The sequence below is a fragment of the Paenibacillus paludis genome (genome assembly GCF_042610515.1).
In the GTDB taxonomy this organism is placed as follows: domain Bacteria; phylum Bacillota; class Bacilli; order Paenibacillales; family Paenibacillaceae; genus Paenibacillus_AQ.
The window spans coordinates 229,615-254,238 of sequence record NZ_JBGJZP010000010.1 but is presented as its reverse complement, the minus strand read 5'-3'; the positions used below and the strand labels follow the sequence as shown (position 1 = coordinate 254,238).

General features: G+C 48.5%; 16 protein-coding genes and 1 pseudogene. 3 read left to right on the top strand and 14 right to left on the bottom strand.

From position 1 onward, the window contains the following. Positions 1-12: 12 nt before the first annotated feature. The 10 genes from ACAN56_RS20615 to alaS form a co-directional block, all read right to left on the bottom strand. Entirely contained in the window at positions 13-1,896 is a 1,884-nt protein-coding gene (locus ACAN56_RS20615; RefSeq protein ID WP_379145474.1) for a sensor histidine kinase, read from the bottom strand. Positions 1,897-2,145: 249 nt separating this feature from the next. Further along, positions 2,146-4,365 carry a methyl-accepting chemotaxis protein gene (locus ACAN56_RS20610; protein ID WP_038599062.1) on the bottom strand — a complete coding sequence of 740 codons (2,220 nt, stop codon included), beginning with the start codon at positions 4,363-4,365 and terminating at the stop codon, positions 2,146-2,148. A gap of 258 nt (positions 4,366-4,623) precedes the next feature. After that, positions 4,624-5,955 (bottom strand): peptidase U32 family protein, encoded by a 1,332-nt coding sequence (locus ACAN56_RS20605; protein ID WP_379145471.1) that lies wholly within the window; start codon positions 5,953-5,955, stop codon positions 4,624-4,626. Positions 5,956-6,224: 269 nt separating this feature from the next. Next, positions 6,225-7,157, bottom strand: a complete 933-nt coding sequence (locus ACAN56_RS20600; protein ID WP_379145469.1) for a peptidase U32 family protein — start codon at positions 7,155-7,157, stop codon at positions 6,225-6,227. A 130-nt stretch (positions 7,158-7,287) separates the two neighbouring features. Then, on the bottom strand, positions 7,288-8,334 hold the full coding sequence (mltG, locus tag ACAN56_RS20595) for an endolytic transglycosylase MltG (RefSeq protein WP_379145466.1): 1,047 nt from the start codon (positions 8,332-8,334) through the stop codon (positions 7,288-7,290). A 172-nt stretch (positions 8,335-8,506) separates the two neighbouring features. Further along, complete coding sequence (locus tag ACAN56_RS20590) at positions 8,507-8,815, bottom strand: DUF1292 domain-containing protein (RefSeq protein ID WP_038588108.1); 309 nt, start codon at positions 8,813-8,815, stop codon at positions 8,507-8,509. Next, positions 8,808-9,116: a DUF1292 domain-containing protein gene (locus ACAN56_RS20585; RefSeq protein ID WP_038588104.1), complete on the bottom strand. Its 309-nt coding sequence runs from the start codon at positions 9,114-9,116 to the stop codon at positions 8,808-8,810. Before ACAN56_RS20585 ends, ACAN56_RS20590 begins: the two co-directional genes overlap by 8 nt. A gap of 13 nt (positions 9,117-9,129) precedes the next feature. Then, positions 9,130-9,546 (bottom strand): Holliday junction resolvase RuvX, encoded by a 417-nt coding sequence (ruvX, locus tag ACAN56_RS20580; RefSeq protein ID WP_038588101.1) that lies wholly within the window; start codon positions 9,544-9,546, stop codon positions 9,130-9,132. Further along, complete coding sequence (locus ACAN56_RS20575) at positions 9,543-9,818, bottom strand: IreB family regulatory phosphoprotein (protein ID WP_036696603.1); 276 nt, start codon at positions 9,816-9,818, stop codon at positions 9,543-9,545. The genes ruvX and ACAN56_RS20575 overlap by 4 nt, the downstream gene beginning before the upstream one ends. Before the next feature lie 393 nt (positions 9,819-10,211). Next, positions 10,212-12,845, bottom strand: a complete 2,634-nt coding sequence (gene alaS / locus ACAN56_RS20570) for an alanine--tRNA ligase (RefSeq protein ID WP_379145523.1) — start codon at positions 12,843-12,845, stop codon at positions 10,212-10,214. 1 nt (position 12,846) lies between these two features. Here alaS and ACAN56_RS20565 point away from each other — a divergent pair, with 1 nt between their 5' ends. Beyond that, complete coding sequence (locus ACAN56_RS20565) at positions 12,847-13,122, top strand: hypothetical protein (RefSeq protein WP_038588096.1); 276 nt, start codon at positions 12,847-12,849, stop codon at positions 13,120-13,122. Positions 13,123-13,252: 130 nt separating this feature from the next. Here the strand turns inward: ACAN56_RS20565 and ACAN56_RS20560 are convergent, their stop codons facing one another. Further along, complete coding sequence (locus tag ACAN56_RS20560) at positions 13,253-13,807, bottom strand: GNAT family N-acetyltransferase (RefSeq protein WP_038588093.1); 555 nt, start codon at positions 13,805-13,807, stop codon at positions 13,253-13,255. Positions 13,808-13,879: 72 nt separating this feature from the next. On the opposite strand from ACAN56_RS20560, the pseudogene ACAN56_RS20555 reads away from it, so the two are divergent. Together ACAN56_RS20555 and ACAN56_RS20550 are read left to right on the top strand one after the other, a co-directional pair. Further along, positions 13,880-14,162 (top strand): annotated as a pseudogene (locus ACAN56_RS20555) (transposase); the annotation flags it as partial. A gap of 608 nt (positions 14,163-14,770) precedes the next feature. After that, positions 14,771-15,202, top strand: coding sequence for an NUDIX hydrolase (locus ACAN56_RS20550; RefSeq protein ID WP_379145459.1), 432 nt, complete (start codon positions 14,771-14,773; stop codon positions 15,200-15,202). Positions 15,203-15,536: 334 nt separating this feature from the next. On the opposite strand, the gene ACAN56_RS20545 is transcribed toward ACAN56_RS20550, so the two are convergent. The 3 genes from ACAN56_RS20545 to ACAN56_RS20535 all read right to left on the bottom strand — a co-directional run bounded on the left by ACAN56_RS20545 (position 15,537) and on the right by ACAN56_RS20535 (position 24,619). After that, on the bottom strand, positions 15,537-16,067 hold the full coding sequence (locus ACAN56_RS20545; RefSeq protein ID WP_379145456.1) for a DUF5412 family protein: 531 nt from the start codon (positions 16,065-16,067) through the stop codon (positions 15,537-15,539). A gap of 179 nt (positions 16,068-16,246) precedes the next feature. Further along, complete coding sequence (locus ACAN56_RS20540; protein ID WP_379145454.1) at positions 16,247-17,137, bottom strand: polymorphic toxin type 44 domain-containing protein; 891 nt, start codon at positions 17,135-17,137, stop codon at positions 16,247-16,249. A 1,068-nt stretch (positions 17,138-18,205) separates the two neighbouring features. Continuing rightward, positions 18,206-24,619, bottom strand: a complete 6,414-nt coding sequence (locus tag ACAN56_RS20535) for an S-layer homology domain-containing protein (RefSeq protein ID WP_379145452.1) — start codon at positions 24,617-24,619, stop codon at positions 18,206-18,208. Positions 24,620-24,624: the final 5 nt, after the last annotated feature.

The following is a 24,624-nucleotide window of genomic DNA, read 5'->3' as shown; positions in this document are numbered from 1 at the left end:
TTCCCCCCTCTCTTAGCTCTCGCCATCCGTCCGTTCGCTTGGCTCCAGCAGTGGCAGGGATAAGATTACATCCGTCCCTTTCCCGGCCTCACTGAACACTTCAATGCCGTAACCCGCACCATAATGCAGCTGTACACGCTGGTGCACATTTTTCATACCGATTCCTCCATTGATGCTTTTCTTTCGAGGTGTCTCGCGTTTCAGTCTGTCATTGAGCTTGTCCAGCGTGTCCTGATCCATACCGCAACCGTCATCGCTGATATGAAACAGCAGCTTATGCTCCGTAATCTCACATTTAATGCTGAGATGCATCTGCGGCTTGCTGTCATCCAATCCGTGATAAGCAGCGTTCTCTATGATCGGCTGGAAGACCAGCTTAATGATGGAGTATTCGTTAAGCTCCTCCGGGACATCGATCTCCAGCAGGAAACGTCCGGGATAACGGCTGCCCAGCAGCTCTACGTAGTTGCGCACATACAGCAGTTCCTGCTTCATCGTCGTTTTTCCGGTTAATTCACTCGTGCTGTAACGCAGCAGCTTGCCCAGTATGGAGATCATGTCGGCGGCTTCCACATCGTCATTAAGCTCTGCAGTCATGCGGATAGACTCCAGTGTGTTATAAATGAAGTGAGGATTGATCTGGCTCTGCAGCGCCTGCAGCTCCGCCTCCTTCTTCTGTTCTTCAATCCGGTAGATATCCTCGATCAGCTGCCTGATCCGGGCAAGCATCCGGTTGAACTGGTGACCCAGCAGGCCAATTTCATCCCGGCGTTTGACTCGGAAGGTGACATCAAGATCGCCGTTCTGCACTTTTTTCATTAGCTGAATCAATTGAGTCAACGGTTTGGTCAAAGCAAAGGATAAAATAATCGAAATAATCAACGCCAGCACAATGATAATCAGCGTTGCAGCAAAGGTCACATTGCGGGTCAGCTTCACATCGCGGGTCAACTCATCGACCGGAATGGAGATAATCACCTTCCAATTGGTCTTGGAGGAGCTTGAATATATATTCAGCCTATCCCTGCCGGACACCGTATCGTAGAAGCTCCCGGCGCTGCCCTGCGCCTTGCGGTACAGCAACGTGTGTGAAATATCCGTCGTCAGCAGCTTCTGATCGCTGTCATACACAACTTTTCCGTTCTCATCCACAATTAATGACTTGCCGTGCGTAACCTTATCCAGTTCGGCAACTTGATTTTCCATGTTGCTGATATTGGCATCCACCGCGATCAGTCCGATTGGATTCCACAGGCCGTCGACAATTTTACGGACAACCGTGAACGCATAACGGGTGCTTTGCAGATTGCTTGTGTATGCCTGAGTGCCGAAAAGCAGTGCTTCCCCGCTGGAATACTTGGCCTGCTCGCTCCAGAACTTGTAGCTTTGCTTCAGATCCAACCGGACGCCTCCGTCTTTGGCCGAATAATAACCGTTGCCATAGCCGTCAAAAATATACACGGAATTCGTGCCCCGTTTGATATTGTTGATGAAGGATATATTTCCTTCGATCCCCCGCTGTATAGACAGCAAAAGATCAAAATCACCGGGTGCAATCGACGAACTGTCCGTCTCGCCCGTCATGCCCTGCTTCTGCTCATAATAACGGTTCGAGCGCAGCAGGTTCTGCTTGATATCGTTTACATAAGCGGGCATGGATGAGATTCGTTTCATATCCTCTATGTAGTCATCAATTCCGTCCATCATTTGATCAATCAGCTTTTCTGAATAAGCGATGGTATTATACTCAATGGACTTGGAGTAGCTCTTGAAGCTGATTACACTGATAAAAGAAAGCGGGAGTGTAATGATAATCAGAAAGACAAGGAGTAGCTTGCGTTCCATGCTCATATCCCCGATAAAGGACCACCAGTTGTATTTGCGTTTACCCTTCATACGGCCCTTCTCCTTCAATGGCGTTTACCTAACTTTTCTTATATTCATAACAATTTGCCTAACAAAATCATTATACGTGTTAGTGTGTGGTTGTACAAGAAGATAGCACGCAAAGTTCCAAGTTAACTTCGAAGATTGGTTCCATAGCCCTTTACCAAAGCATTGAAACCTGTTAAAGCGGAATAAGGCCGCTTCTTCCTATGGAAGAAACGGCCTTATCGGCTCAAAAACCTGCGTAACTCTAATGATTTATTTGATGGTAAACAGCGCCAGCTTATCCTTCAGCTGAGTTGAAACGCTCTCCAGCTTGCCTGACAGCGAAACGAGGTGATCGCTCACGTTCTGCTGCTCGCTGCTGAGTGAGGCTACCTCTTCCGAAGTGGCCGAGGATTGTTGCGCTACCGCACTTACGTTGCCCATGGCATCCGACAGGACACCTTGGGAATGATTGAGGCTTCCAATGGCTCCGGTCACTGATTCGAGGCTTGTAATGAAATCCTCCATCTGTCCCTTAACCGATACGAAGATATCGCTTGTGCTCTTCACCGAACTCATCTGCTGCTTGAAGAGCGGTGCAACTTCGGACAGCACAGTTACTGTCTCGTTCATTTCAGCCATGATTTTATCGGTAATCCCGGCTACAAGGGCAATGGACTGCTTGGATTGATCCGCCAGCTGCCGGACTTCCCCAGCCACGACCATAAATCCGCGGCCTGCTTCGCCCGCTCTTGCTGCTTCAATGGTTGCATTCAATGAGAGAATGTTTGTCTGCTGTGTAATGTTCTTCATCACATCAAGCACTTTGATTACAGAGAATACCGTTTCTTTCAAATCGTTGACACGATCCACCAGTGCGGTTGTCATCTCTCCGGTACGGCCTGTCTGCTTCAGCAGCTCTTCCAGTTGCTTCGCTCCGTGTCCGCTGGCTTCACCGACACCACGGGCCGCCTCATCCATCTCGGCATTGGCAGCGATAACGCTCTGCATCTGCGTAGCGATCAGATCCGTCAGTTCATTGCCGCGTTCAGCTTCCAAAGCCAAACTTCCTGCACCACCGGCGATCTCTTCCGTAGCAGCGGCAATTTCCTTCGCGGAAATGGCAGTCTTGCGGGAAGCTTCACCAAGCTCACCAGCAGTATCCAGCACTTCACGGGCTGTGTCCGTTGTCTGTGCAACCAGTTCTGTAATCCGTTCCATCATTGTATTGAAGGAGGCCGACAGTTCGCCGATCTCATCCTTAGATACGTATTCGGTACGCACGCTCAGGTCACCTTTTGAACCTTCAACCATAAGATCCTTCAGGCGTGCCAGCGGTTTGGCGATCATCTGGACCATCCAGAACCCTAGCACTACCGCGAGCGCGGCTGCGGCAAGCGCCGCCAGATAAGTCGTGAACAGAATCGGACGTGCTGCCTTCACCAGCTCGCCGGTAGGCACCACTCCGGTCAGCTTCCAGTCAGCCTTGGTCAAGGGATTATACACTGCCAGCACATCCTTGCCGTCGGCATCACTGGCTTCCTGACTTGCGTTGTTGCTCTTGCTCTCCTTGATGAAGGCTAGCTCTGAAGCCACCCCATCATCAGCAGGTACATTAGAAGCGACTACTATACCATCCGGGTCCACAAGCTGAATCCGTGAGCCGTCTCCGAGGGAAACCGTTTTGAAGGCTTCCTCCAGCAGTGTGTTTTTCAGTTCAAGCATGATTACATAGCCTGAATTGGAACCCATGTTTTTGAGGGATCTTACCATCGCGATATTTTTCCCTTTATCACCTTCAATGGCCGTCGAGAACCAGTAGTTCTGGGATGCTTTGGTTTCCTTGGAGTAATAATATTCATATTCCTGAGTACGGCCTACAACCGTCTTATACCAATCCTGATCTCTTATTCCATCCATTTTCAGTCCGGAGTTGCCGCTTGTAATTACACTATAGTCCGCTGACTGCGGAATCAGTGAAATAGCTACAATGTTCGAATCCGTTGTCGTCTGGCTGGATAGCTTCTTGCTTATTGAATCGGTAGCTACAAATTTATCATAATTGGAACTTGCGGAAGCCAAATCCGTCAAATCACTTTGCATTTTCGAATCAAAATACAGTTGCAGTGCCAGATTCTCATACTGTTTGATAAGAATATCAAGCTTATCAGAGGTCTGGATAATGGTCTGCCGGTTAGCTTCTGATACATTATCTTTAATCGTATTCTTGGCCTTGTTATAGGACAACAGTCCCAAGAGCAGTACCACAATAACAATTGAAGACAAGAAAATCAAAAACAGCTTGACACCAACTGATTTCAGCGGGTTGACCCTTTTCACCTGACGCACCGAAGTATGTAGTACCCCCTTAAGGGTTACCTTGTCGCGCACTTTCTTGACCTTACTTTTGCTTGCTGTCTGTGTTTCACTTGTGCGGTTTGTCTCTGCTTTTTGTACTGTCACCGGTTTCTTCTTGTTCTTCCCCACTCTCATCCTTCTCCCTTTCTGCTGTTCTCCTCTTTTTTCACGCTCGGGAGCCCCCATTACCATCACCTACCAATTAGTTTAGAAGATGTATGTAAGCGTTCACGGAATATATATCGGCATATTGGGTCTTTTTTCTTAGTTTTCTTTACAATTTCCCAGAGAATTTTTTATATTTCCTGAGAATATCCCGAATTTTGGCGGGAGCACAAAAAAAGAGATGCTCTTCAAAAAAATAAGAGCATCCCTTGTAAATAAATAATAAAATTATTTTCTCTTCCGCATCATATCGAAATAAGCTACCGGCTGGTCTACCTTCAAGCGGACACGCTGAAGCGGGTGGCGGGCAACGTCAAGCCGGTTGCCTTCTTCATCCCACAGCTCTCCGACGGTCTGCTTGAAGAAGGTGTTGTCCGGGCCGAAGAACTCCACTTCCTGCCCCGGCTTGAAGTTGTTGCGCTGCTGAATTAGAGCCATGCCGCTTTCGGCATCATACTCCAGCACCAGTCCGGCAAAATCATAAGGAGCCGCTTTTTCCTCCGGCTCATAGATATGATCCTCATGATCCGGGGTATCGTAGAAAAATCCGGTGTTCAGCGGACGGTTTGCCGCTTTTTGCAGCTCTTCCAGCCACTCCGGCTTCAGCTCATACCCTTCCGGATCGGCCATGTAAGCATCAATGGCCTTGCGGTAGGCGTTGACTACAGTCGCCACATAGTGAATCGACTTCATCCGGCCTTCAATTTTGAAGCTGTCAATGCCCGCCTCAATCAGTTCAGGAATGCTCTCCAGCATGCACAAATCCTTGGAGCCCATCGAGAACTGGTTATCCTCCGGCTGATGTAGTGCAAGCTGGGTTACACCAAGCTCAAGAGGCTGCGGGGACGAAAGGGCTTCAGCCTGCTCTTCCTCAGATACCCAGGCACCTTCCGGACGGGCATCTTCGAACAGATCGTATTTCCAGCGGCACGACTGGCAGCAGCCGCCGCGGTTAGAGTCACGGTCCGTGAAGTGATTCGACAGCACGCAGCGACCGGAATACGAGGAGCACATGGCTCCGTGGATAAAGCTCTCGATCTCGATGTCCACATGTGCTTTGATCTCGGCAATCTCTTCAAGGCTGGTCTCACGGCCCAGTACAACACGCGGCAGACCTTCCTCTTTCCAGAAAGAGACAGCCTGCCAGTTCAGTGTGGACTGCTGGGTACTGAGATGCACCTCAAGGCCCGGCACCAGGCGCCGCGCGGTGTCGACGATAGCCGGATCCGCTACAATAATGGCGGCAATCCCGGCTTCATATAGATTGCGCAGGTATTCTTCAATCCCGGCAATATCTTCATTATGGGCATAGATATTGGTGGCAACAAATACCTTGGCCCCGTATTTCTTGGCGAATTCCACGCCCTCACGCATTTCTTCAAAGCTGAAGTTATCCGCTCCGGAGCGCAGGCCGTATTTCTGGCCTCCAATATATACTGCATCCGCACCATAATGCACGGCGAATTTCAATTTCTCCAGATTACCCGCCGGAGCAAGGAGCTCCGGCTTGTCCAGACGGTAACGTTTGCCCTTAAACTTAGGCTTTGTCATGGTTCCCATTCCTGTTCTCCCCTCCATATTCCTCACCTGTTTAAATAGCTTAAAAACCTTCCATTCTGGTGCTGGACGCAGCTGCGGGGAATGTTTGGACTTCCGGCCACTGTTAGGTTTGGATTTCCTGATTTGAACCGTTAGCCACGGTAGAAATCCAAACCTAAAGGCGTACGCTATCGCTCCTACAGTTCCAAACTTCCCCTCCACTGCTACACCTTTATGTTGCTTAAACAACAAGCTATTTTAAAAAGCTGAGTCATTGCATTATTTATATTTTAATATACCTGTTCCTTGTAGAAAAAGCCGAATGTCAGTTCACGCTCAGGGTCCTGCAGCGCCCGGATTCCGTCCATCCATTCCTCCTGGAACGCATAACCTGCCGGATCAGCGGTGTAGAGGTCTATCGCATGTCGGTAAGCCTTAACTACAGCAGCATTGTAGGCAGCGGGCTTCAGCAGCCCTTCAATCTTCAGGCTGTGTACTCCGGCACCCAGCAGCAGATGAAGGTCCTCCAGAATGCAAATATCGTCGGAACTCATAATATGTGTCCCGTTGACATCTTCATAAATCGGAAACTTCTCATTCTGGCGCTCTGCTTCAATCAGGAATAAGCCGCGCTCCTTGCCAAGGCTTCCGCCTTCACTCGGACGGCCTTGATGCGACATATAGCTCTCTACCAGCTTGCGTTTGGAATGATATATATTCGTCATCCCGTGGACGTGTACCTGGGCTTCGATCTCCAGCAGCGGCACCATATCGGTCATCTCATCCATATTCAATTCACGGGCCAGAACGACCCGCGATGCTCCCTTGCGGCCCCAATAGTTCGCTGTGGCATAATTGGTCGAGGTCATTTCCGCATTCCAGTGCAGCTTCATGCCCGGCGCTTCATGCTTCACAGCCGCCAGCACCGCTGGATCTCCGAATTCAATGCCGTCAACGCCAAGCTCACCGACCGCCTTCACATAAGCAGGAAGCTCATCCAGCAGACGGTTCGTCATCAGCCCGCCAAGACCGGCATAGACCTTGCGGCCTTTGCCGTGAGCCAGACTAACGACAGCCGCTGTGTCCTCCAGCGAGAAATGTCCGGCAAGTCGCATGCCGAAACGGTCATCCCCGATGAGGAGCGCATCTGCCCCGGCATCCAGCAATACACGCGCTTCTTCCAAGGAAGCCGCCGTTGCCAGCAGCTCCGGTTTGTTATTCATGTTGATTCCTCCTAAATTCATCCGCCCAGCTCATAATCATTTATTTAAAATAGAGGGAGAATTCCCCCTCAAACCCTAAAACGCCTACTGGAATTCCTGGAACGGCAACAGTTCTCATTTTACAGGTTTCCTACTGATTTTGTTCACTTTTTTTGATATTGGCTAAATGTTCCTTGTAGGTCTTGCCAAACAGATGTCCCTGCGTGCCGTCTTTTTTGGTCACATAAAAATAGTACTCTGAGGCTTTCGGCGCAAGCGCAGCCTGAATCGATGCAAGGCCTGGACTTCCAATAGGGCCAGGTGGAAGACCCGGGTTCCGGTACGTATTGTACGGGCTTTCGACCTTCAGGTCCTTATTCAGCAGTCTTTCCTTCTGCTTGTCCAGCAGATACTGGACAGTTGCGTCGATCTCCAGGTTCTGGCCTTTTTTCAGCCTGTTATAAATAACACCGGCTACAAGCGGACGTTCTTCGTCCACAACTACCTCCCGCTCCACGAGAGAAGCTACGGTCAGCAGTTCATGCAGCGACAATCCGCGCTCCGCAAGCTGCGCCTGCCAGTCCGGAATACTGTCCAGCTTCTTCGTCAACTGCTCCAGCATGGCTTCAACAACCTCTTGCGGTGTACTGTCCTTGGCCAGCTCATACGTTTCCGGGAACAAATAGCCCTCAAGCCGGTGCCGTAAATTAGCGTCCTCGGGAATCTTCAGCGTATTTACCGCAGTTAGCCCCGCCCCCGAGTTCATCATTTTCAGAAACACATCAGCCGGCTGGTTCCAAGCCTCTGCAAGCTTCTCAGCTATCTGCTTCGCCGTGAATCCTTCGGGAATGGTGAACACCACCGTATCTTCCTTCACCACATCCCCGGCATTCAGCCGGGCAATCAGCTCATCATAGGTGTCCCCTGGACTTGCCGTATAGGTGCCTGCCTTGAAGCTTGACCCTTCCTTGACCCATTTCAGATATCCCCTAAAGAACATTCCGTTACGTATAATGCCGTTATCTTCGAGCAGGCTGGCGATTTCCGCACTCCCCATGCCCTTCTCTATCGTAAACGTGACGGCTGGCCCTGCAGGCTCTACCGGCTGCATGCCATTCCAGATATACCATGCTCCTCCCCCTCCTGCCAATGCCAGCAAAAGGATAATAATGAGCACAGCGCGGATTGCGGCTTTCAAATGTGACTCCTCACTTTCCGACTATAAAGTATAAAATTGTATTGTCTTAAATTCAACATAAATTTCATGAGAACGCTGCATCAACCTTTTATGGTCGTATATCAAGCAAAAAGAGCGCGGAAAATTCCGCCCTCTTCATGCTCAACATAATGTTGCATACAGATAAAGATGCTTATTCCGTGTCCTCTGCGGGAAAAGTCAGCTCATCGTACAGCTCGGAAATATCTTCCCACTCTTCATCGTCAACGATGCTCTCCAGCTCCGGAAGACCGTCAGGCGAAACTACAATCCGCAGAATCTCCTGCTCCGCGTCTTTTCCGGAACCGGTCAGCACCGCATATGCGCGGTCACCGACTTCAAACTCGGCAATAATATCGTAAACGGAAGATTTACCCTGCTCGTCTTCCAGTTCCACTGTTTCTCCGTATACTTCTTTGAGCTTAGATGTCCATACCGCTTGTTCGGCGGAAAAATCAGTCATTCTCGGCTCCTCCGTCCAATTCGTCTACTAAAGTATTGAAAGTCTCTTCAACGATGGCCCATTCTTCGTCATTCTCGATCATGAAGAGCTGCAGGTCGTCGCCATCTTCCTCGTAACGGAACGCATACACCTCATCGCTCTCTTCATCCTCGGAATCGAGTGGAACCACCATCATATACTTTGCATCCGAACCGTCGACTTCAAACTTCATGATGACCTCAAATTCCTCTTCATTACCTTCCTCATCGGGAATATAGATAATTTCCGGTTCTTCTTCTTGGCCGATCTGCTCGTTTGTCATATCCGCGCACCCCTCACCTTTTACTGTTAGCATCCAAAAAATTTTGCAAAATCAAGGCTGCGGCCATTTTGTCCACAATCCCTTTGCGTTTCTTCCGGCTGACGTCCCCTTCAATCAGCACCCGCTCAGCGGATACTGTCGTCAGACGCTCATCCCAAAGGTGTACGGGTAATTCGAGTTGTTCCCGCAGCTGGCCGGCGAATTCTATACAGATTTCACCACGCGGTCCAACTGAGCCATTCATATTTTTCGGAAGCCCAACCACAATTTCTCCAATTTCGTGCTCTTTCACCAGTTCGCGGATCCGTTCGAACTCATTCCCGTTTCCGCGGCGCTCAATCGTCTCTAGAGCCTGGGCTGTCCATCCGAAAATATCGCTTGTGGCGACTCCGATTCTACGGTCGCCGTAATCCAGACCCAGCTTCTTCATTTCGGCTGATCCACCCGATGATTGGCAAGGTAGAAACGGACCAGTTCCTCAATCAGCTCATCACGTTCTTTCCTCCGGACCAAACTTCTCGCATTGTTATGGCGCGGAATGTAAGCCGGATCTCCGGAAAGAAGATATCCAACGATCTGATTGATCGGATGATATTCTTTCTCCACGAGCGCGTCGTATACGGCGAGCAAGATTTCCTGAGGAGAAGCTTCCTTTTCATCGCCCTTCACATTGAATTTAACCGTTTTGTCCATGGAGTCCATTTGTGACACCTTCCTTCTGCAAAATCACCCTAAAAGGGCAGCTTCGCAAAGTTGCTGCTGTACAGCTTACTTGCTGCCTTCATCATAACATATTCATGCCCCAACGAGGAAATCCTGCCACAATAATAACGCTTTTTTTGGCATTTTATCTACATTAATATAGATTTTTTTGGCTTTTAAGCTATTGCAGAATACCATGAAAGGCGAATATTCGCAAAAATTCAAAACTTTTTATTTTTTTGAATAAAGCAGCGGCACTGATATGGAGCACTCAGTACCGCTGCTTCTCTGTCTCACATGCTTTTACCTTGTTCGCAGGCAGCGTATCAGCCTAGGGCTGATCTGCCTTAATGTTAGTTGACAGCTACCTTGGGAACCCCTGTAGCCTGATGTTTACGCCAGTGAAGCTACCAGCTCTTCAGCCTTAACGAGTGCTTCGCCAAGCTTGGAGGCATCTTTACCGCCGGCTTGGGCCATATCCGGCCGTCCACCGCCGCCGCCGCCGCATACCGCAGCAACCTCTTTGACCAGCTTGCCGGCATGGAAGCCTTTCTTCACCAGCTCCTGAGGTACTGCGACTACAAAGTTGACCTTATCGTCCATCGCTGCACCCAGCACAAGTACAGCATCAGGCAGCTTGGATTTCAATTCATCGGCCGTGGAGCGCAGGGCATCCATATTGCCGGCTTGAACAGCAACAGCCAGCAGCTGTGTACCGCCGCCCACTGTCTTCACGCTGCTTGTCAGCTCTGCCGCAAAGGTAGCGCTCAGCTTGGATTGCAGTGACTCATTCTCGCGGGAAAGCTCACGAACCTGGGCATGCAGTGCGTCAATTCGCTTCGGCACATCATTCAGGGAGGATTTCAGCAAGCCTGCTGACTGCTTCAGCAGATCAAGCTGGCTCTCCGTGAACTCATAAGCATAACGGCCGGTAACAGCTTCAATCCGGCGTACGCCGGAGCCGATGCCGCTCTCGCTGACCAGCTTGAAGATTCCAATTTGCGAGGTGTTGGACACATGGCAGCCGCCGCACAGTTCAAGACTGTAGTCACCCACCTGAACGACACGTACCACATTGCCGTACTTCTCACCGAATAGGGCCATTGCCCCCATTGCTTTTGCTTCTTCAATCGGCTTGCTCTCGATCACGACATCCAGGCCGCGCCAGATTTGAGCATTTACGCGATGCTCAATATCACTCAGCTCCTCCGGCGTAATTGCGCCGAAATGCGAGAAGTCAAAACGCAAACGTGCGCCTTCTACTAAAGACCCGGCTTGGTTCACATGGCCGCCCAATACTTCCTTGAGCGCTTTATGCAGCAAGTGGGTTGCCGTATGGTTCTTCACGATATCCTCGCGCTGCTCGCGGTTTACTTCCGCGCGGATACTCTCGCCTACCTTCAGCTCCCCGGCTTCAACAGTAACCAGATGAACATGCTGGCCATGCGGTGCTTTGAACAATCCGGTTACCTTGGCAGTGACAGAGCCTCCGGTAAGCAGGCCGGTGTCACTGACCTGTCCGCCGCTTTCAGCGTAGAACGGTGTTGATTCCAAAATCACCTGGCACTCGGTACCTTCACCGGCTGTATCGACAAGTTCACCGCCGACAACAATAGCAAGTATTTTTGACTCTGTTACGAAGTCATTATAACCAACAAATTCACTTTTAACCGTCAGCTCAGCAAGCGCGCCGCCCTGAATCTTCATGCTGGCTCCATCCTGGCGGGCAGCTCTGGCACGGTCACGCTGTTCCTGCATCGCGGCATCAAAGCCTTCACGGTCAACAGTAAGTCCTTGCTCGGAAGCAAAATCTTCCGTAAGGTCAAACGGGAAGCCGTACGTATCATAAAGTTTGAAGGCATCTGCTCCAGCGATGGCAGCAAGGCCTTCCGTCTTTGCCTTGGCGGTAAGCTCGCCAAGAATGGCCAGACCGTCGGACAAGGTTTCGTGGAAACGCTCCTCTTCCGTACGGATGATTTTAGCGATATACTCCCGGTTGTCTACAATAGATGGATAGTACACACCCATAACCTCACCGACGGTTTCCGTCAGCTCATACAGGAACGGACGATCCAGACCCAGCGTCTTGCCGTAACGGACCGCACGGCGGAGCAAACGGCGGATAATATAACCGCGTCCTTCATTGGAAGGAAGCACTCCGTCGCCTACTGCAAAAGTAACGGTACGGATATGGTCAGCAATCACCTTAAGTGCGATATCCTGCTCCAAGTTGTCTTTATAGGTAACTTTGGCCAGCTTCGCCGTCTTCTGGATTACCGGCTGGAACAGATCCGTGTCGAAGTTGGAATCGACATCCTGCAGGATGGAAGCCAGACGCTCCAGACCCGCTCCGGTATCGATATTCTTATTCGGAAGCGGTGTATAGCTGCCGTCCTTGTTATGGTTGAACTGTGAGAACACCAGGTTCCACACTTCGAGCCAACGCTCATTTTCCCCGCCCGGATACATTTCCGGATCACTCATGTCGTTGCCGTAAGCTTCACCGCGGTCGTAGAAGATCTCTGAGCAAGGTCCACATGGGCCTTCGCCGATATCCCAGAAGTTCTCATCTCCCAGCTTAATGATGCGTTCTGCAGGCAGTCCTACCTTTTCATTCCACAGCTTGAAGGCTTCTTCATCCTCGGCGTACACCGTCACGGAAATGCGCTCCGGATCAAAGCCGATCCATTCCTTGCCGGTCAGGAACTCCCAAGCCCAGGTGATCGCTTCTTCTTTAAAGTAGTCGCCGATGGAGAAGTTCCCCAGCATTTCAAAGAACGTGTGGTGGCGGCGCGTCTTGCCCACATTCTCAATATCATTGGTGCGGATACATTTCTGCGAGTTGGCCAGGCGGGGATTCTCAGGAATCTCCCGGCCATCGAAGTAAGCCTTCAGCGGCGCCATACCGGCGTTAATCCACAGTAACGAAGGGTCATTATGGGGCACCAGCGATGCGCTGGGCTCGATTTTGTGGCCTTTACTCTCAAAAAACTGCAGCCATTTGGAACGGATTTCACTTGCTTTCATCATGTACAGCTCCCGTCTTATCATTAATTCGGCACTTCTGCCGGAATGCACAAAAACGCCCCTGAATGAATTCAGGGACGATTATTATCGCGGTACCACCCTGGTTATCGCCCTGCCCATATGCATGGGACAACTGCTGGCGATCGCCTTGTCGCGGCTGTTAACGGGCGCCCCCCGGCGGGATTGTCCCCGCACTCCGAAATCAGCTTTCCGCCGGTCTGTCTTCCGGATTCTCGCAGCCATTACGATTGTAATCGTAACGGAATCCGTTCTCTGAGGGAGCCATGCTCCGGCGTACTTCATTTCATCAACGTTTTATCCGATTTGCATTTTGACATTTCAAGTATAGCCAGCGCCCCTAAATCTGTCAATCTCGGAGGGCAAACGGCTGATGGAAACTTCCCAGTCTATATTGTATAATCGCTGACTTTGCATAACCAAACCATGTGAACCGAATCCGGTCCCCAATAATCCTTAACCACCTTATACGGCTTGCCAAATTTCTGCAGCCATTTTGCCTGCGCACGTTGGTAGCCACTGTCCAGGCAAAACTGCTCAATCCCTTGCTTTCTTAGATATGCCATCAGTTCCTTAATCAACGTCGAGCCTACACCGAGACCCTGATAGCTTGGCAAAACGTATAAGCTTCCTAGCTCTCCCACATCATCAAGTTGATTTCCGGTGCATGAGCGAATATCCTCGTCGCAGGGTGCAAATGAAATCGTGCCGACAACCGTCCCATCTATTTTGGCAACAAGGAAGTATATATCCGTATTCGCCGGGTTCAGAAAGGCATCAACCATTTGTTTTTTATTGTCAACTTCATGTTGAATGTCCTCCTGCAAATGCCCCAGTCCCTCCTTTTCGAAGGCATCTGAAATTGAAGATTTAAAAAGCTGAGATACAAGTCGTCTATCGCCTTGAGTGAGCGTATGTATGGTTAACTGATTAGTCCTAGCCATTGTAAAAATCACCTCTATATTAAAATAACACTTCTATGTTATACAAATGCCCAAATTAACCCACTCCAATACTGGTGCATCCCACCGGAGCAAAATGTTGCCTTTGTCTCCGCCATGGAAGACGTTCTGGATGTACATCAACAACCGTATAACACGCGTTTTCCGGTCATTACCTATCCAGAAGCTCCAACCATCAAGCTGGTCATGGATAAGCTGAATACACAGTATTGCTTCGCTTTACCAAGCTTTTGATCCAGAGACTGCGCGTTCGCTCGCCAAATGTTTGGAGATTCACTACACACCCAAGTATGGAAGCTGGTTAAATATCGCAGAAATCGAACTCAGTGTCCTGGCATGAGGAACACGGAGAAACGTGTACATTTCCAGCTTTAGCATGTTGGGCACGGATTCATTTCATGACACTCTCTGTGCGCCGACGCTGCCGGCCCAACTGCGGCTTCGACATTTGCAAATGGAGGGACAAAATAAACTTGACGATGGGCAGGTAGAGGAATACCATAATAGCGGGACATCTCCTTTATCTGGAAATCGCTGTCTGGTAAACGACAATTTCCAACAAGGATAGATATCTTTGTTTTGTCTATCTATTCGATAAAGATTCTAACGATTTAACCTTGAGGGCAGAGACCCGGCCGAATAAAGGAAGGAGTGAATCAGTGTCTCATCGCAGCGGACATTCTAGGAGATCTCGAATCAGGAAGTTAAACCGAAATGGTCGGAGCACAGCATAAAGCCAATACGACAACGACAAACCACTTGAGCGTAGCTTTTCTGGAAAAGCAAGAACGAAAATTATGCAAGAGAGAATCTATAGATATTCTAGAATATTGAATGGTTTACATCAAACTATACAAATGGCATTACAACAAAGCATTTGCAACATTGTTCGGCTTAAATTCGCTATACCTAAGAGTCTTCGTCAAAAAGGGAGCTCATAATATTATGAACATTAACTATTATGGTTTGGATTCAATTAATTATGATAAATTAGAGTATGCTGTAATTGTTGCAAAATATAAAAACGAGTGGCTTCTTGTAAAACACAAGGAACGTGAGACTTGGGAAATACCTGGAGGCAAGCGAGAACTGCATGAGCAAATCGATGAAGCTGCTAAACGTGAACTTTTTGAAGAAACAGGAGCAACTTCGTTTATTATTGTTCCCATATGTGTTTATTCTGTAGAGCAAGAGGCTAAAGATGAGTCATTTGGTATGTTGTTTTATTCGGATGTATACGAGATTGGTCAATTGCCAGAAAGCGAAATAGGAGAAGTTTCTCTATTCAGCAGCTTACCTTCACAATTAACTTATCCAAAGATACAACCTTTTCTATTTTTAAAAGTTAGAGAGGAAATAGACAGAATTGAGAAATAACTGAACTAAAGTGGAAACGAAAGTACAAGTTACCCTTTTATCAATAAGTGAGCGGGAGAGTAAATCAATGTGTAGCCCGTTATAAATTCCGTAGGAAGGGGTACTAATTATCGGCCTAGTTATCTAGCTCATCATGTCGGCCTTTAACAGCAACTCTAGATCCCTACGTCAATCTTGCAGGATTATGTTTTCGGGAAAGTTACTCGTGTGCGCTTTGCCATGATATTTAAACATAGTTTTTATAAAAGAAAGTCACCTATTGGTAATTTATATTCAACATAACTCTATTCAAACCCAAACACTATCAATAAATTACTTGCACCTTAACATACCATCATTTTACGATCAGCGTTTCACCATCCAGCAAATTCAATCTATGATTATTTATTAAAATAGTATGTGCATTTTCCCATTCAGTCTGAACTTCATTTACTTTACTCTCTACATAAACTTTCTTCTTAAGCCACAGTGGCCCCTCTAACTCACCTAAAACGCCAAAACTGCCCATCCCACCTGCGTCAGTAGCATAAAAATGAATTGTGTATTTTTTATCCGGTGACTGTACTGTCTTCATTAAATCTTTAGAACCCGAAAACAGAGCTGTAAAAAGCAAAAGAATGAGTAAAACGATAATCAGGATCGAAGAAACGATGATTGAAAACCAACTTCTTAATCTTGCCCACCAACTTGATTTATCCTGAAAACCTACTACACCTAAAATTAATGTAATTACAGTGAAAATAAGAATAATATAATTTGGAGGAGAGATCATCCATTTGTTATATATTTGACTGTATACAGAATAGCCGATCATCCCGCCTAAGACTAAGAGTAGTAGAAATGAGCACCAATTGTACTTTTTCATCTAAAAATCCACCTCAATTCATTTCGAACAAATATTTATAAAAAGTATTTCCAATGGTAGAAATCAACTTATACTACTAAACCTGAAGACTGGGAACGACTTAAATCTATAACAAAGGAGATGATTCCTTAATTCAAGAAATCATCTCCAATAGTACTTAAACTTCTCAATAATATCCTTTAGTGATTTACTGCATCATTATAACCATCGCTTATCGCTGTTCTATCGCTCTGACCTTCCGGCTGCCATATGTTCCCATTAGCATACTGTCCACCATAGTATAATATGTTCAGTGAAAATAAAAAAGAACCGGTGAATCCGTAATTATAGTTGCCTATATATTCTGTTGTTACATATCTAAATCCTCTATAAGTATCAGCGTACCATGACTTACTGTACCCTCCCCAGCCCGGTTGACTTTTATAGTCCCATGGTCCACCGGCTTGCACTTTTCCTTTAAACCAAAACGCCGAAGCTGTTAAAGCTGCGATACCTGCGTTACCACCTGATAAAATCGCACCATAATATACATCCCAATAATAACTCGACAATTGCGTTCTATTGCTTTGAACCAAGCCACTCAAATCAAAAATCTCTACTCTAGCTGGAGTTAATTTTGATGTACCAGCTTCTTGAGCTGAGCTTTCCTTTTCTTGGCTTGATATCTTTTGAATTTCCTCTGAATTCACTAATTGTGGTGTATAGTTAGCATCGTAATATGCATATCCACCTTCTACTAGACGGTTTGCAGCTTGAAGACTTTTTAAATACTCTCCAAACAGCACCTCATTAGAGTATTGCAGCTGAGTTTTACTAGCCTCTAAAACATTAAGGTCTATTACATTTTCTGAGATTCTCAGCAAATTAAGTTCTACGGCTTTCTGGTGTAATTGCTGAATAGCTGATGTTTCTGAGGCATCAGGCAACGACTCTAGGAGTTCTGTAGAACTTTTGTAAGAATTATTAGCAGTAGAATCTGCCCAAGCAATCGAGCTGCTATTAACTGAAGTCGATATAAGAATTGCTATTAAAGCTAAGCTTATTAATTGAAGTATTCTAGTCTTTTTCATGAAAGTTATCCTCCTATCAAAATGGTTTGAAATAAAGTTTGTTTCATGATTCTTACATACATGATATATATGATGGCTGGCCAGCTAATCATAGCGTATCTAGAATTACTTCTACTGTCACTTCAAACATAAACCAAATTTTGTATTATAATATGTAAACTATATCACATTTTACAGTTAATCCTAGTAATTCCGATCTCTTTACGTTATTTAACAATTAAAAATAACCTTTTCTAAAGCAACTTAATTCTCTCTGCCGTGTTCGATAGTAACGTACATGGAATAATTAATTTCTGTGAAAAGTTAACAAATAAGACTTGCTAACATCGCGCAAGGACTTTCGGCCACAAAAGCAAATGAGGCTCGAAGGCAAGTAGAATTGAAATTTGATAAATCTCATTCCATTTAATAAACCATTAACTTAGACAGGTGGTATGTAAGTTCATAACATACTTTCAAAACCTATAATATGCTACTGAGTCCCATACTTGCGCATCTTAATAATTGTTAATATTATAGAATGCGTAATAAGAAACACAAAGGTATTGCGCGAAACAGAGAGAAGTAAGTTTTCAAAAAGAGAATAAATATTCAAGTCAATCAATTTTTATAGCATGCAGTTGGTGTCGCAACTGGTGTCTGAATAGAAAAAAACACTCCGAATTAGGGAGTGTTAAGCAGTACTCAATAATGTTCAAACCCGTGATAAATAAGGCTTCTCCACATTAACCCGTAGCACCTAGGAGGGTCACCCTTAATTCGGGAGTAAGAGGCAGCAGGTTCAAATCCTGTCGTCTCGACCATATTAAAGGCTAAAGCGGACCGTCCCATAAGTGGATTTTTTGAGAAACGAGACTGCCCTGTTATTAAAAGAGACCATAAAAAGATAACAGACCAGCGATTCTTCCGTTAATGGAGAATCCCTGGTCTGTCTTTTTGGTCATTGGCTGCTTTGGTTTAATAAATTATGGGTAGGGGGAACTACCCGACTTCGAGTTTTAGTTCATAGTTCATTGGACGCTTGAGTCCGCGTATTCTAGCAACTGCATTATGGGTTCCCCATGCCCGTTATTGAGCTTGCCCAAGCAGCCTGAAGATAACGGTTGCTGCTTGAGCTCTTGTGGCCTGGCTGTCCGGCGCAAACTTGCCGTCCGGCATTCCGCCAATCACTCCGCTCTTGCTCATGTCTTCCACGGCATCAGCCGCGTAGGATGACACTTGATCAAGATCAGAAAAAAACACAGGGGCAGCATTGTTACTGGTATTAGCATTGACACCGGCATTCGCCGCACCGCTCAACGAAACGTTTGCAAGCTGTGTCAGACGATGCAGCATGACGGCCATTTCCTCACGGGTAATCTCCTCATTCAGTCCGAAGGTGCCGTCCGGCTTCCCCTTAACAATGCCCAGCTTCTGGGCGCTGGCAACCGCTCCGGCATACCAGGCACCCTGCTTCACATCTGTAAATGTGCTTACAACTGACTCATCAACCAGGTCGAACGCATTCATCAGGATCTTGATGAACTCTGCACGGGTGACGTTGCCTGAGGGATTAAAGTTATCCGCATTTGTTCCTTGGATAGCTCCTCTGGCCGCGAGTGCTTCGATGCTGTCCACTGCCCAGGCTGCAGTTGCAATATCCTTAAATGAAACATTCGAGTAGCGTGTTGCGTAACCTCCGCTCCGGTTGAGATTGAATTCCAGTGTCCCGGCAGCGGCGTTGTATTTGCCGCTCTTCACAATTTCCAGCTCGCGCTTATCATTGAGATAATAGGCCACTACCTTGTTCGGGTTCTCCCCCGGCTTCAACGTGTACGGCAGCGCGAGCTTGACGCCCTTCGCCTTCAGTACGGAGGCCGGAACAGCAGTCCCGTCAACACTCAGTCCGAAATCGCTGAGCACATTCACTCCCAGCAGTGCGCTTGCCTGCAGCGGTAAGCCTGCCGGATCTATAGCGCTGACAGAAATCTCAAGCTTATTACTCTTCCCGTCGGCATAGACTTTCAGGAAACTCTCGTTCAATAGAATGTCCGCCGCTCCAGTCTCAATCTTGACTGTGCGCACAGCTTGTGCTCCCATGAGCGCTTGCAATGGAAGCTCAACTGAAAGCTGCTTCACGCCTGACGCCGCTTTAATGGATACTGTCAACCTGCCGTCTGTTATTCCCTTGGCTGCAGCTTCAATATTCCCGGCTGTCAGCACTGTCTTGACCGTTCCGTCAGCTCCGGCCACCGGATGCAGCACAATGCTGCCTATGCTTACGGCAGCAGGTGCTGCTGTCGGCGCCGCGCTTGGCGAAGGCTTCGGCGTCGGAACATATGTCTCGGACCCGGATGCCGGATTTCCCGGCGTAGGTGTCGGTGTCGCCGAAGGCAGCGGCGTTGCTGATGGCGTTGCCGCCGGAAGCCGCTGCAGACCGGTAACCGCCGCCGCAAGCCTGCTTAAGGCGGCGTCGATTCCCGCCTGGTCAGCCGTTCCGCTCTCCAGCAGCGCAGCCGCAGCGGCTACAGCCTTCTGGAGCGCCGTCCAGCTGTCCGGTGTATACAGCCCCTGTTCCAGCTCCAGCACTTCCTTCAGCTTCGCCTCAAGACCAGTCGTGATCACCGGCGGAGTTACGAAAGCCAACGTCAGTGTATACGTCCGGTTCGTCGTTTTGTCCACAGCCGTTACGGTCACCTTGTATCCGGTCTGGAGCTCCGTTGCAACGGTTATGCCGTCACTTCCATATACGGCAAAGGTTACGCCTGCCGGAACTTGCAGCCCTTCCTTCAATTCTGTCAGCGTAGTCGTCTCCGGCACGATGATTTCTTTCGCTACCTGATCGACAATGCCGCCGGGAATCGTGATTCCGCTGATCAGCGCATTGCGGCCTTCCACCGGCTGCAGCGCTTCAAAGGCCGCTTTTAAAGCTGTATAAGCAGCATTAATGTCACCTTCGGTCGAAGCCCCGTTCTCGTACACAGCTTGAGCCGTTGCCAATGCGGCATGAAGCGTCTCCCACTGCCCCGGCGCAGCGGTATAGTTCTCTTCATTCACCGCCGGATCTGCAGCCGTATCAATAGCAGTCTTCAATCTTGTCTTGTCATACTTCACAAATATACGGCAGCTTGCTGATAGCTCTGTTCCGGCAACCTTGCCGGAAATCATGAAGTCTGTAGCAATCGTAAGCTTGTTAAGCGGAATATCCTCCCACTGCACATCTGCCATGCCCTTATTCCCATTCGCATAAGTTACCAATACTTTGGACGGCAGTGCAGGAACTACCCCTATCGTCGTATTTACGGCAACCTGCTCTATGCTTACAATTTTGCCGAATGTGCCCGGATCGGGCGTTTCTCCCTCCGGCTTGGCCGAGATCGCGCGCCATTCCTTGACTCCCGTGAAAACACTAGCAGATTGTTTAACCAGCGTCAGCCGCAGCTTATCCGTTTCCACCTTATCAAAGGTTACATCGTTAAATTTGTCCTTCTCCTTGCCCTTCTCACTCAGGTTGGTGACAGGGACAAATTTACCGGCTGCCTCATCCCAATAGTCAAGGCTGTAATCAGCTGGCACCTGCACGCCGCCGCCGTCATCGAAGAAATATATCGAGCTGCCGGAGAGGCTTACCTTCTGCTTCCAGGTATATTGCAGCCATTGATTGTCCCCTGATCCGCCCCAGTTGCCGTACTGTGTTTCTATTGTATTATCACCTAAACCAGTAGAGAAAAGCGGAATATATCCGTCGTTAACCGCATACACCGACTCCCAGGCCGAGGTGTATGAAGCGCTCGGCACAGCCAGCAGCGCCGCATTTCTGTAGCCGAGAGTACTAACGGCTATACGCAATTGGTCGGTAGTAGCCTTTACTTCATCCAGAGTGTAGTTGCCTTTGCTCAGTAATGTTTTAGCCGCAGTTAATGCGGTCTGCAGTTGCTGCCAGGATTCCGGTGTGAAGTCGCCGGAATTCCGGACAATTTTCCCTTGCGCCGAATCCCGGTCTGCGAATTTCGCAACCATATCGGCCAGTTCAGCCGTTGCTATGAACACGGACACAGGAACTTCTATGACCGTTTGCTTGTCTCCATCACTGACGGTCAACTGATACTTATATTCACCTACAGTCTTGAAGGTGGCTTTCAAAACAGCCTGATCGAGCGCACCCTCTTCGACCTCGCCATCACCGGATATTTTCTCCCATTGATAGGTCAGCTTGCCGCCAGGCAGACCGTCATCGTAAATTTGGGGAACCACAGCCAGCAGTTCATCCTGCTGCACTCTTACCGGGGTATCTACCGTTACCTTCGGTGCCTGATTTACTGCTGGCGTAACCGTCAGGCCGTTATTGTAGATTTGAATTTCTTTGATCCCTGTTGCAAGTTCGAGTGCATGGGTCACACTGACACGAATCGCTGTCGTATTAACCTTCTCGAACTCCACATTGTTATAGTTGGAGGCCACAACATCCGGGTATCGGAATTGCCCTTTCACCGGCTTCCAGGTTATGCCGTCCGCCTCCAGATACTCGACACCGAACGTCTGCGGTGTACCGTAGCCATCCAGGAGACGGTTATTGTAGAAATAGACCTTCACATTGTCTACGGGCTTGGTGGCGTCAAAATTGAACGTGACCGTATCGGCAGGATTCGGCGTACCGCCGAACAGAGCTGTGTTGGACGTGTGGTCAATAGAAGCTATCGTCGAGCCGTCCGCCAAGCTTTTAATACTTGAACCGCTCTCGATATAAGTCGATTCGATCGTCGTTCCGGCAGCAGCGGCCAGATTCTCACCACCATTGACAATATCAACGCCTGCCTTGTTGAACATATCCACCGTTTTTGCATTCGTTGCCAGTGAAGTATCATCAGCCTTGGCTAGAGGGGTAGCGCTGCCTTTTTCAAACAACACTTGCGTCTTAGAATTGTCACCAACCGCTCCGGCAACATCACCCTTAGGCATTTCCACCTTGCCAGTCGCCGTATCATAAATAATATGTGACATTTCATTCGTGGTCATCACAAGCTCACCGTTTATGAACAGCGAGAAGCCGGACGGAATGTCTTGATAAGGCAATTTTTTGTCCCCGGTATATACCTTAGGGTCCTGCCAGACGATCGACAGATCCGCATCATGATACCGCACATTGTCTACCGCAAAATGGTCATATGCGACATTGATCGGCCACAGCTCGATCTTGTCGTCCGTTCTCGGCTGAAGACCTGCCATATCCTCCAGTACGGTGTAATTCATCATGCCCAGCGTATCGTGGTGAATCCAAGCCCGCACCATTTTGCCGCTCGGGTTCGGAGGATTCTCCTTTGTCCACGGCGTTCCGAAGAAATAGTCCTCCAGCCAGAAGAATTCATTGGAATCGAGGTGATCCGTATTGCCCGTCTCCACCGTATGCAGCCATGCACCCCAGTCGAACAACGTCTTGTAAGTATCACTGTTAATATTGTCCACAGGGTAATGGCGCAAGGAAGCACGGACAGTATTAATGTAGTTGCCGAAGTTGCACCAGGCGAACTGGTCGGTGCCGAAGGCATCCGTCTTGCCATTCTTGAAATCCTCCACCCGTTTCATAATGCTGTTCTGATCCGCTGTGAAGAACGGAAAGATCGGATAATAATCAGGATCCGCGTAATCGGTCAGCTGGGTCAAATATTTAGCCTGAAAGCCCTCCTGTCCTTCTGTCGGCACAACGCCGAAGTTGAAGACGAACATGTTGTTATCGCGCCACGGGTTGAACACATCCTCTTTACCGACAACCTTTTTATGCAAAAAGCTGCCTTCACCGTTCGTATCCGCTTTGCCGTCTCCGTCAAAATCCTTACCGTCGAACCACATATCGTTCAAAATTGTACTCTGAATCTTCCCGGCAGTTTCATTCATCCGGGTCTCATTCGCCGTATCCCCCAGCTGTTTATACATTTGGGCTGTGGCCACTGCATTGCCATAAGTAGTCGCAGAGCCGTCCAGGCGGGCATTGTTGCCGTTGCCGTTCCAGTGCATGGAGACGGTGTCACCGTCATTTCCAGTCATCGGGCCGTGGTTATAATAGACGAGATTCGGATCATTGCCCTTGAAATGAGCCAGTGTGCCGGTCACGTCATTGGCTGAGAAATCAGCGAATTTCTTCAGGATTTCCGAACCGCCACCATAGATTTTGTATGCTTCCCAGCCTACCTGCGAGCTGTTCTGCATCATATCCCAGGTCCAGATATTGGGCCGCCCGGGGTTGTTCTTGTAATTCTTGTTCTCGGAATATTCGCCCTGCGCCAGCCAGGTCCCATAGGCATAGGACGGATCACGGAGCCATTTCAGATCCTGCAGCGCCCACGGCACGCTGACCGTGATACCGTTGTTGTAGCCAAGCACACCCTCCATATTCATCGGGAACTGCCAGTCATTGCCGGGAATGTTGGCATCCAGGATATTAAAGCGGTTACACCACCAACGGTAATAGAGCACTTTTTTCACATTTTCATCAGGGACATCAATGTACGGGATATTATCCGCCCACCACTCGTTGTACTCCTTCACCTGGGTGGAAAAGGCCTCATTGTTGCCGGGCGCAGACTTGAACTCCTCATACTGCGTCTTGGAGCCGGGAATTTCATCCGCGAGCCAGCCCATAACCACCTTCTGGTCAAGCGTCCCGCCCGCAGGAACGGTAATCTCTCTGACCAGCTCATTCCCGGCAGGAGTAAGTCCGGTTCCGCTAAGATGAACATCCACATATGACATCGCTTTCACAACTTTTTGGCCGGACTTCCCGATCATCAGCGGAGCCGCTACCCGGTCACCGATCAACTCCTCCCCTTCTGCCCTGGATACAAACGGAGATTTGACCTTCAGTGTCAACTGGATGTCGCTTGCCGTGGGATTCTTGAATTCCAGCAGTGTTACTGCACTGTTATCATTCGTAATAAATTTGCGCTGGTTAATCTCCAGTTCCCCGCTACGGTAGGTTTGGTTCTCGTGGCTGGGATAATTTTTCCGGGCAGACTGATCCTCCGTAACCTCTCCCGTCGAAAGAGAGAGCGTATACATAACATCCTGGTTCAACGTATCCGCATAATACACACTCCCGGCAAAACCCAGCTTCGAGTTGTCCTGTGTCTTCATGTACAGGGCGCTGCCCCTGCTGAACAATGTATTGGCGCTGGCATCATCATTCCCATTATCATCAGGAATCACGCCTTCGTTCACGAGCAATGAATCCAGCCAGGGCAGATCGGCATTATCTTTCTTAAAGGCATCAAAGTCAAAATCCTCAATCGTCTGCATCATTTCCCCGACGGTAGCTTTGCTGAAATCAATTCCTTCCGGGGTAGTGATGTTACCCACTTTCCACTCCGGTTTCCCGTAATCGGTTCCTACACCCTTATGATCGAAATCTGTCGTATAATTCGCCGATGCCGGGACGATCCCGCCATTTAGGACTACGGCAGCGCAAAGCGCTGCCACACAAGCCTTCCCTGACCGCTTAGTCTTTCTCATAACTT

Coding starts and splice junctions, on each gene's coding strand:
- ACAN56_RS20560 (WP_038588093.1), bottom strand. CDS start 13,807: ATGGCTAGGACTAATCAGTTAACCATACATACGCTCACTCAAGGCGAT.
- ACAN56_RS20585 (WP_038588104.1), bottom strand. CDS start 9,116: ATGACAAACGAGCAGATCGGCCAAGAAGAAGAACCGGAAATTATCTAT.
- ACAN56_RS20540 (WP_379145454.1), bottom strand. CDS start 17,137: ATGAAAAAGACTAGAATACTTCAATTAATAAGCTTAGCTTTAATAGCA.
- ACAN56_RS20610 (WP_038599062.1), bottom strand. CDS start 4,365: ATGAGAGTGGGGAAGAACAAGAAGAAACCGGTGACAGTACAAAAAGCA.
- ruvX (WP_038588101.1), bottom strand. CDS start 9,546: ATGAAGAAGCTGGGTCTGGATTACGGCGACCGTAGAATCGGAGTCGCC.
- ACAN56_RS20550 (WP_379145459.1), top strand. CDS start 14,771: ATGAACATTAACTATTATGGTTTGGATTCAATTAATTATGATAAATTA.
- ACAN56_RS20575 (WP_036696603.1), bottom strand. CDS start 9,818: ATGGACTCCATGGACAAAACGGTTAAATTCAATGTGAAGGGCGATGAA.
- ACAN56_RS20565 (WP_038588096.1), top strand. CDS start 12,847: ATGTACAGCTCCCGTCTTATCATTAATTCGGCACTTCTGCCGGAATGC.
- ACAN56_RS20600 (WP_379145469.1), bottom strand. CDS start 7,157: ATGAATAACAAACCGGAGCTGCTGGCAACGGCGGCTTCCTTGGAAGAA.
- ACAN56_RS20535 (WP_379145452.1), bottom strand. CDS start 24,619: ATGAGAAAGACTAAGCGGTCAGGGAAGGCTTGTGTGGCAGCGCTTTGC.
- ACAN56_RS20545 (WP_379145456.1), bottom strand. CDS start 16,067: ATGAAAAAGTACAATTGGTGCTCATTTCTACTACTCTTAGTCTTAGGC.
- alaS (WP_379145523.1), bottom strand. CDS start 12,845: ATGAAAGCAAGTGAAATCCGTTCCAAATGGCTGCAGTTTTTTGAGAGT.
- ACAN56_RS20590 (WP_038588108.1), bottom strand. CDS start 8,815: ATGACTGATTTTTCCGCCGAACAAGCGGTATGGACATCTAAGCTCAAA.
- ACAN56_RS20605 (WP_379145471.1), bottom strand. CDS start 5,955: ATGGGAACCATGACAAAGCCTAAGTTTAAGGGCAAACGTTACCGTCTG.
- ACAN56_RS20615 (WP_379145474.1), bottom strand. CDS start 1,896: ATGAAGGGTAAACGCAAATACAACTGGTGGTCCTTTATCGGGGATATG.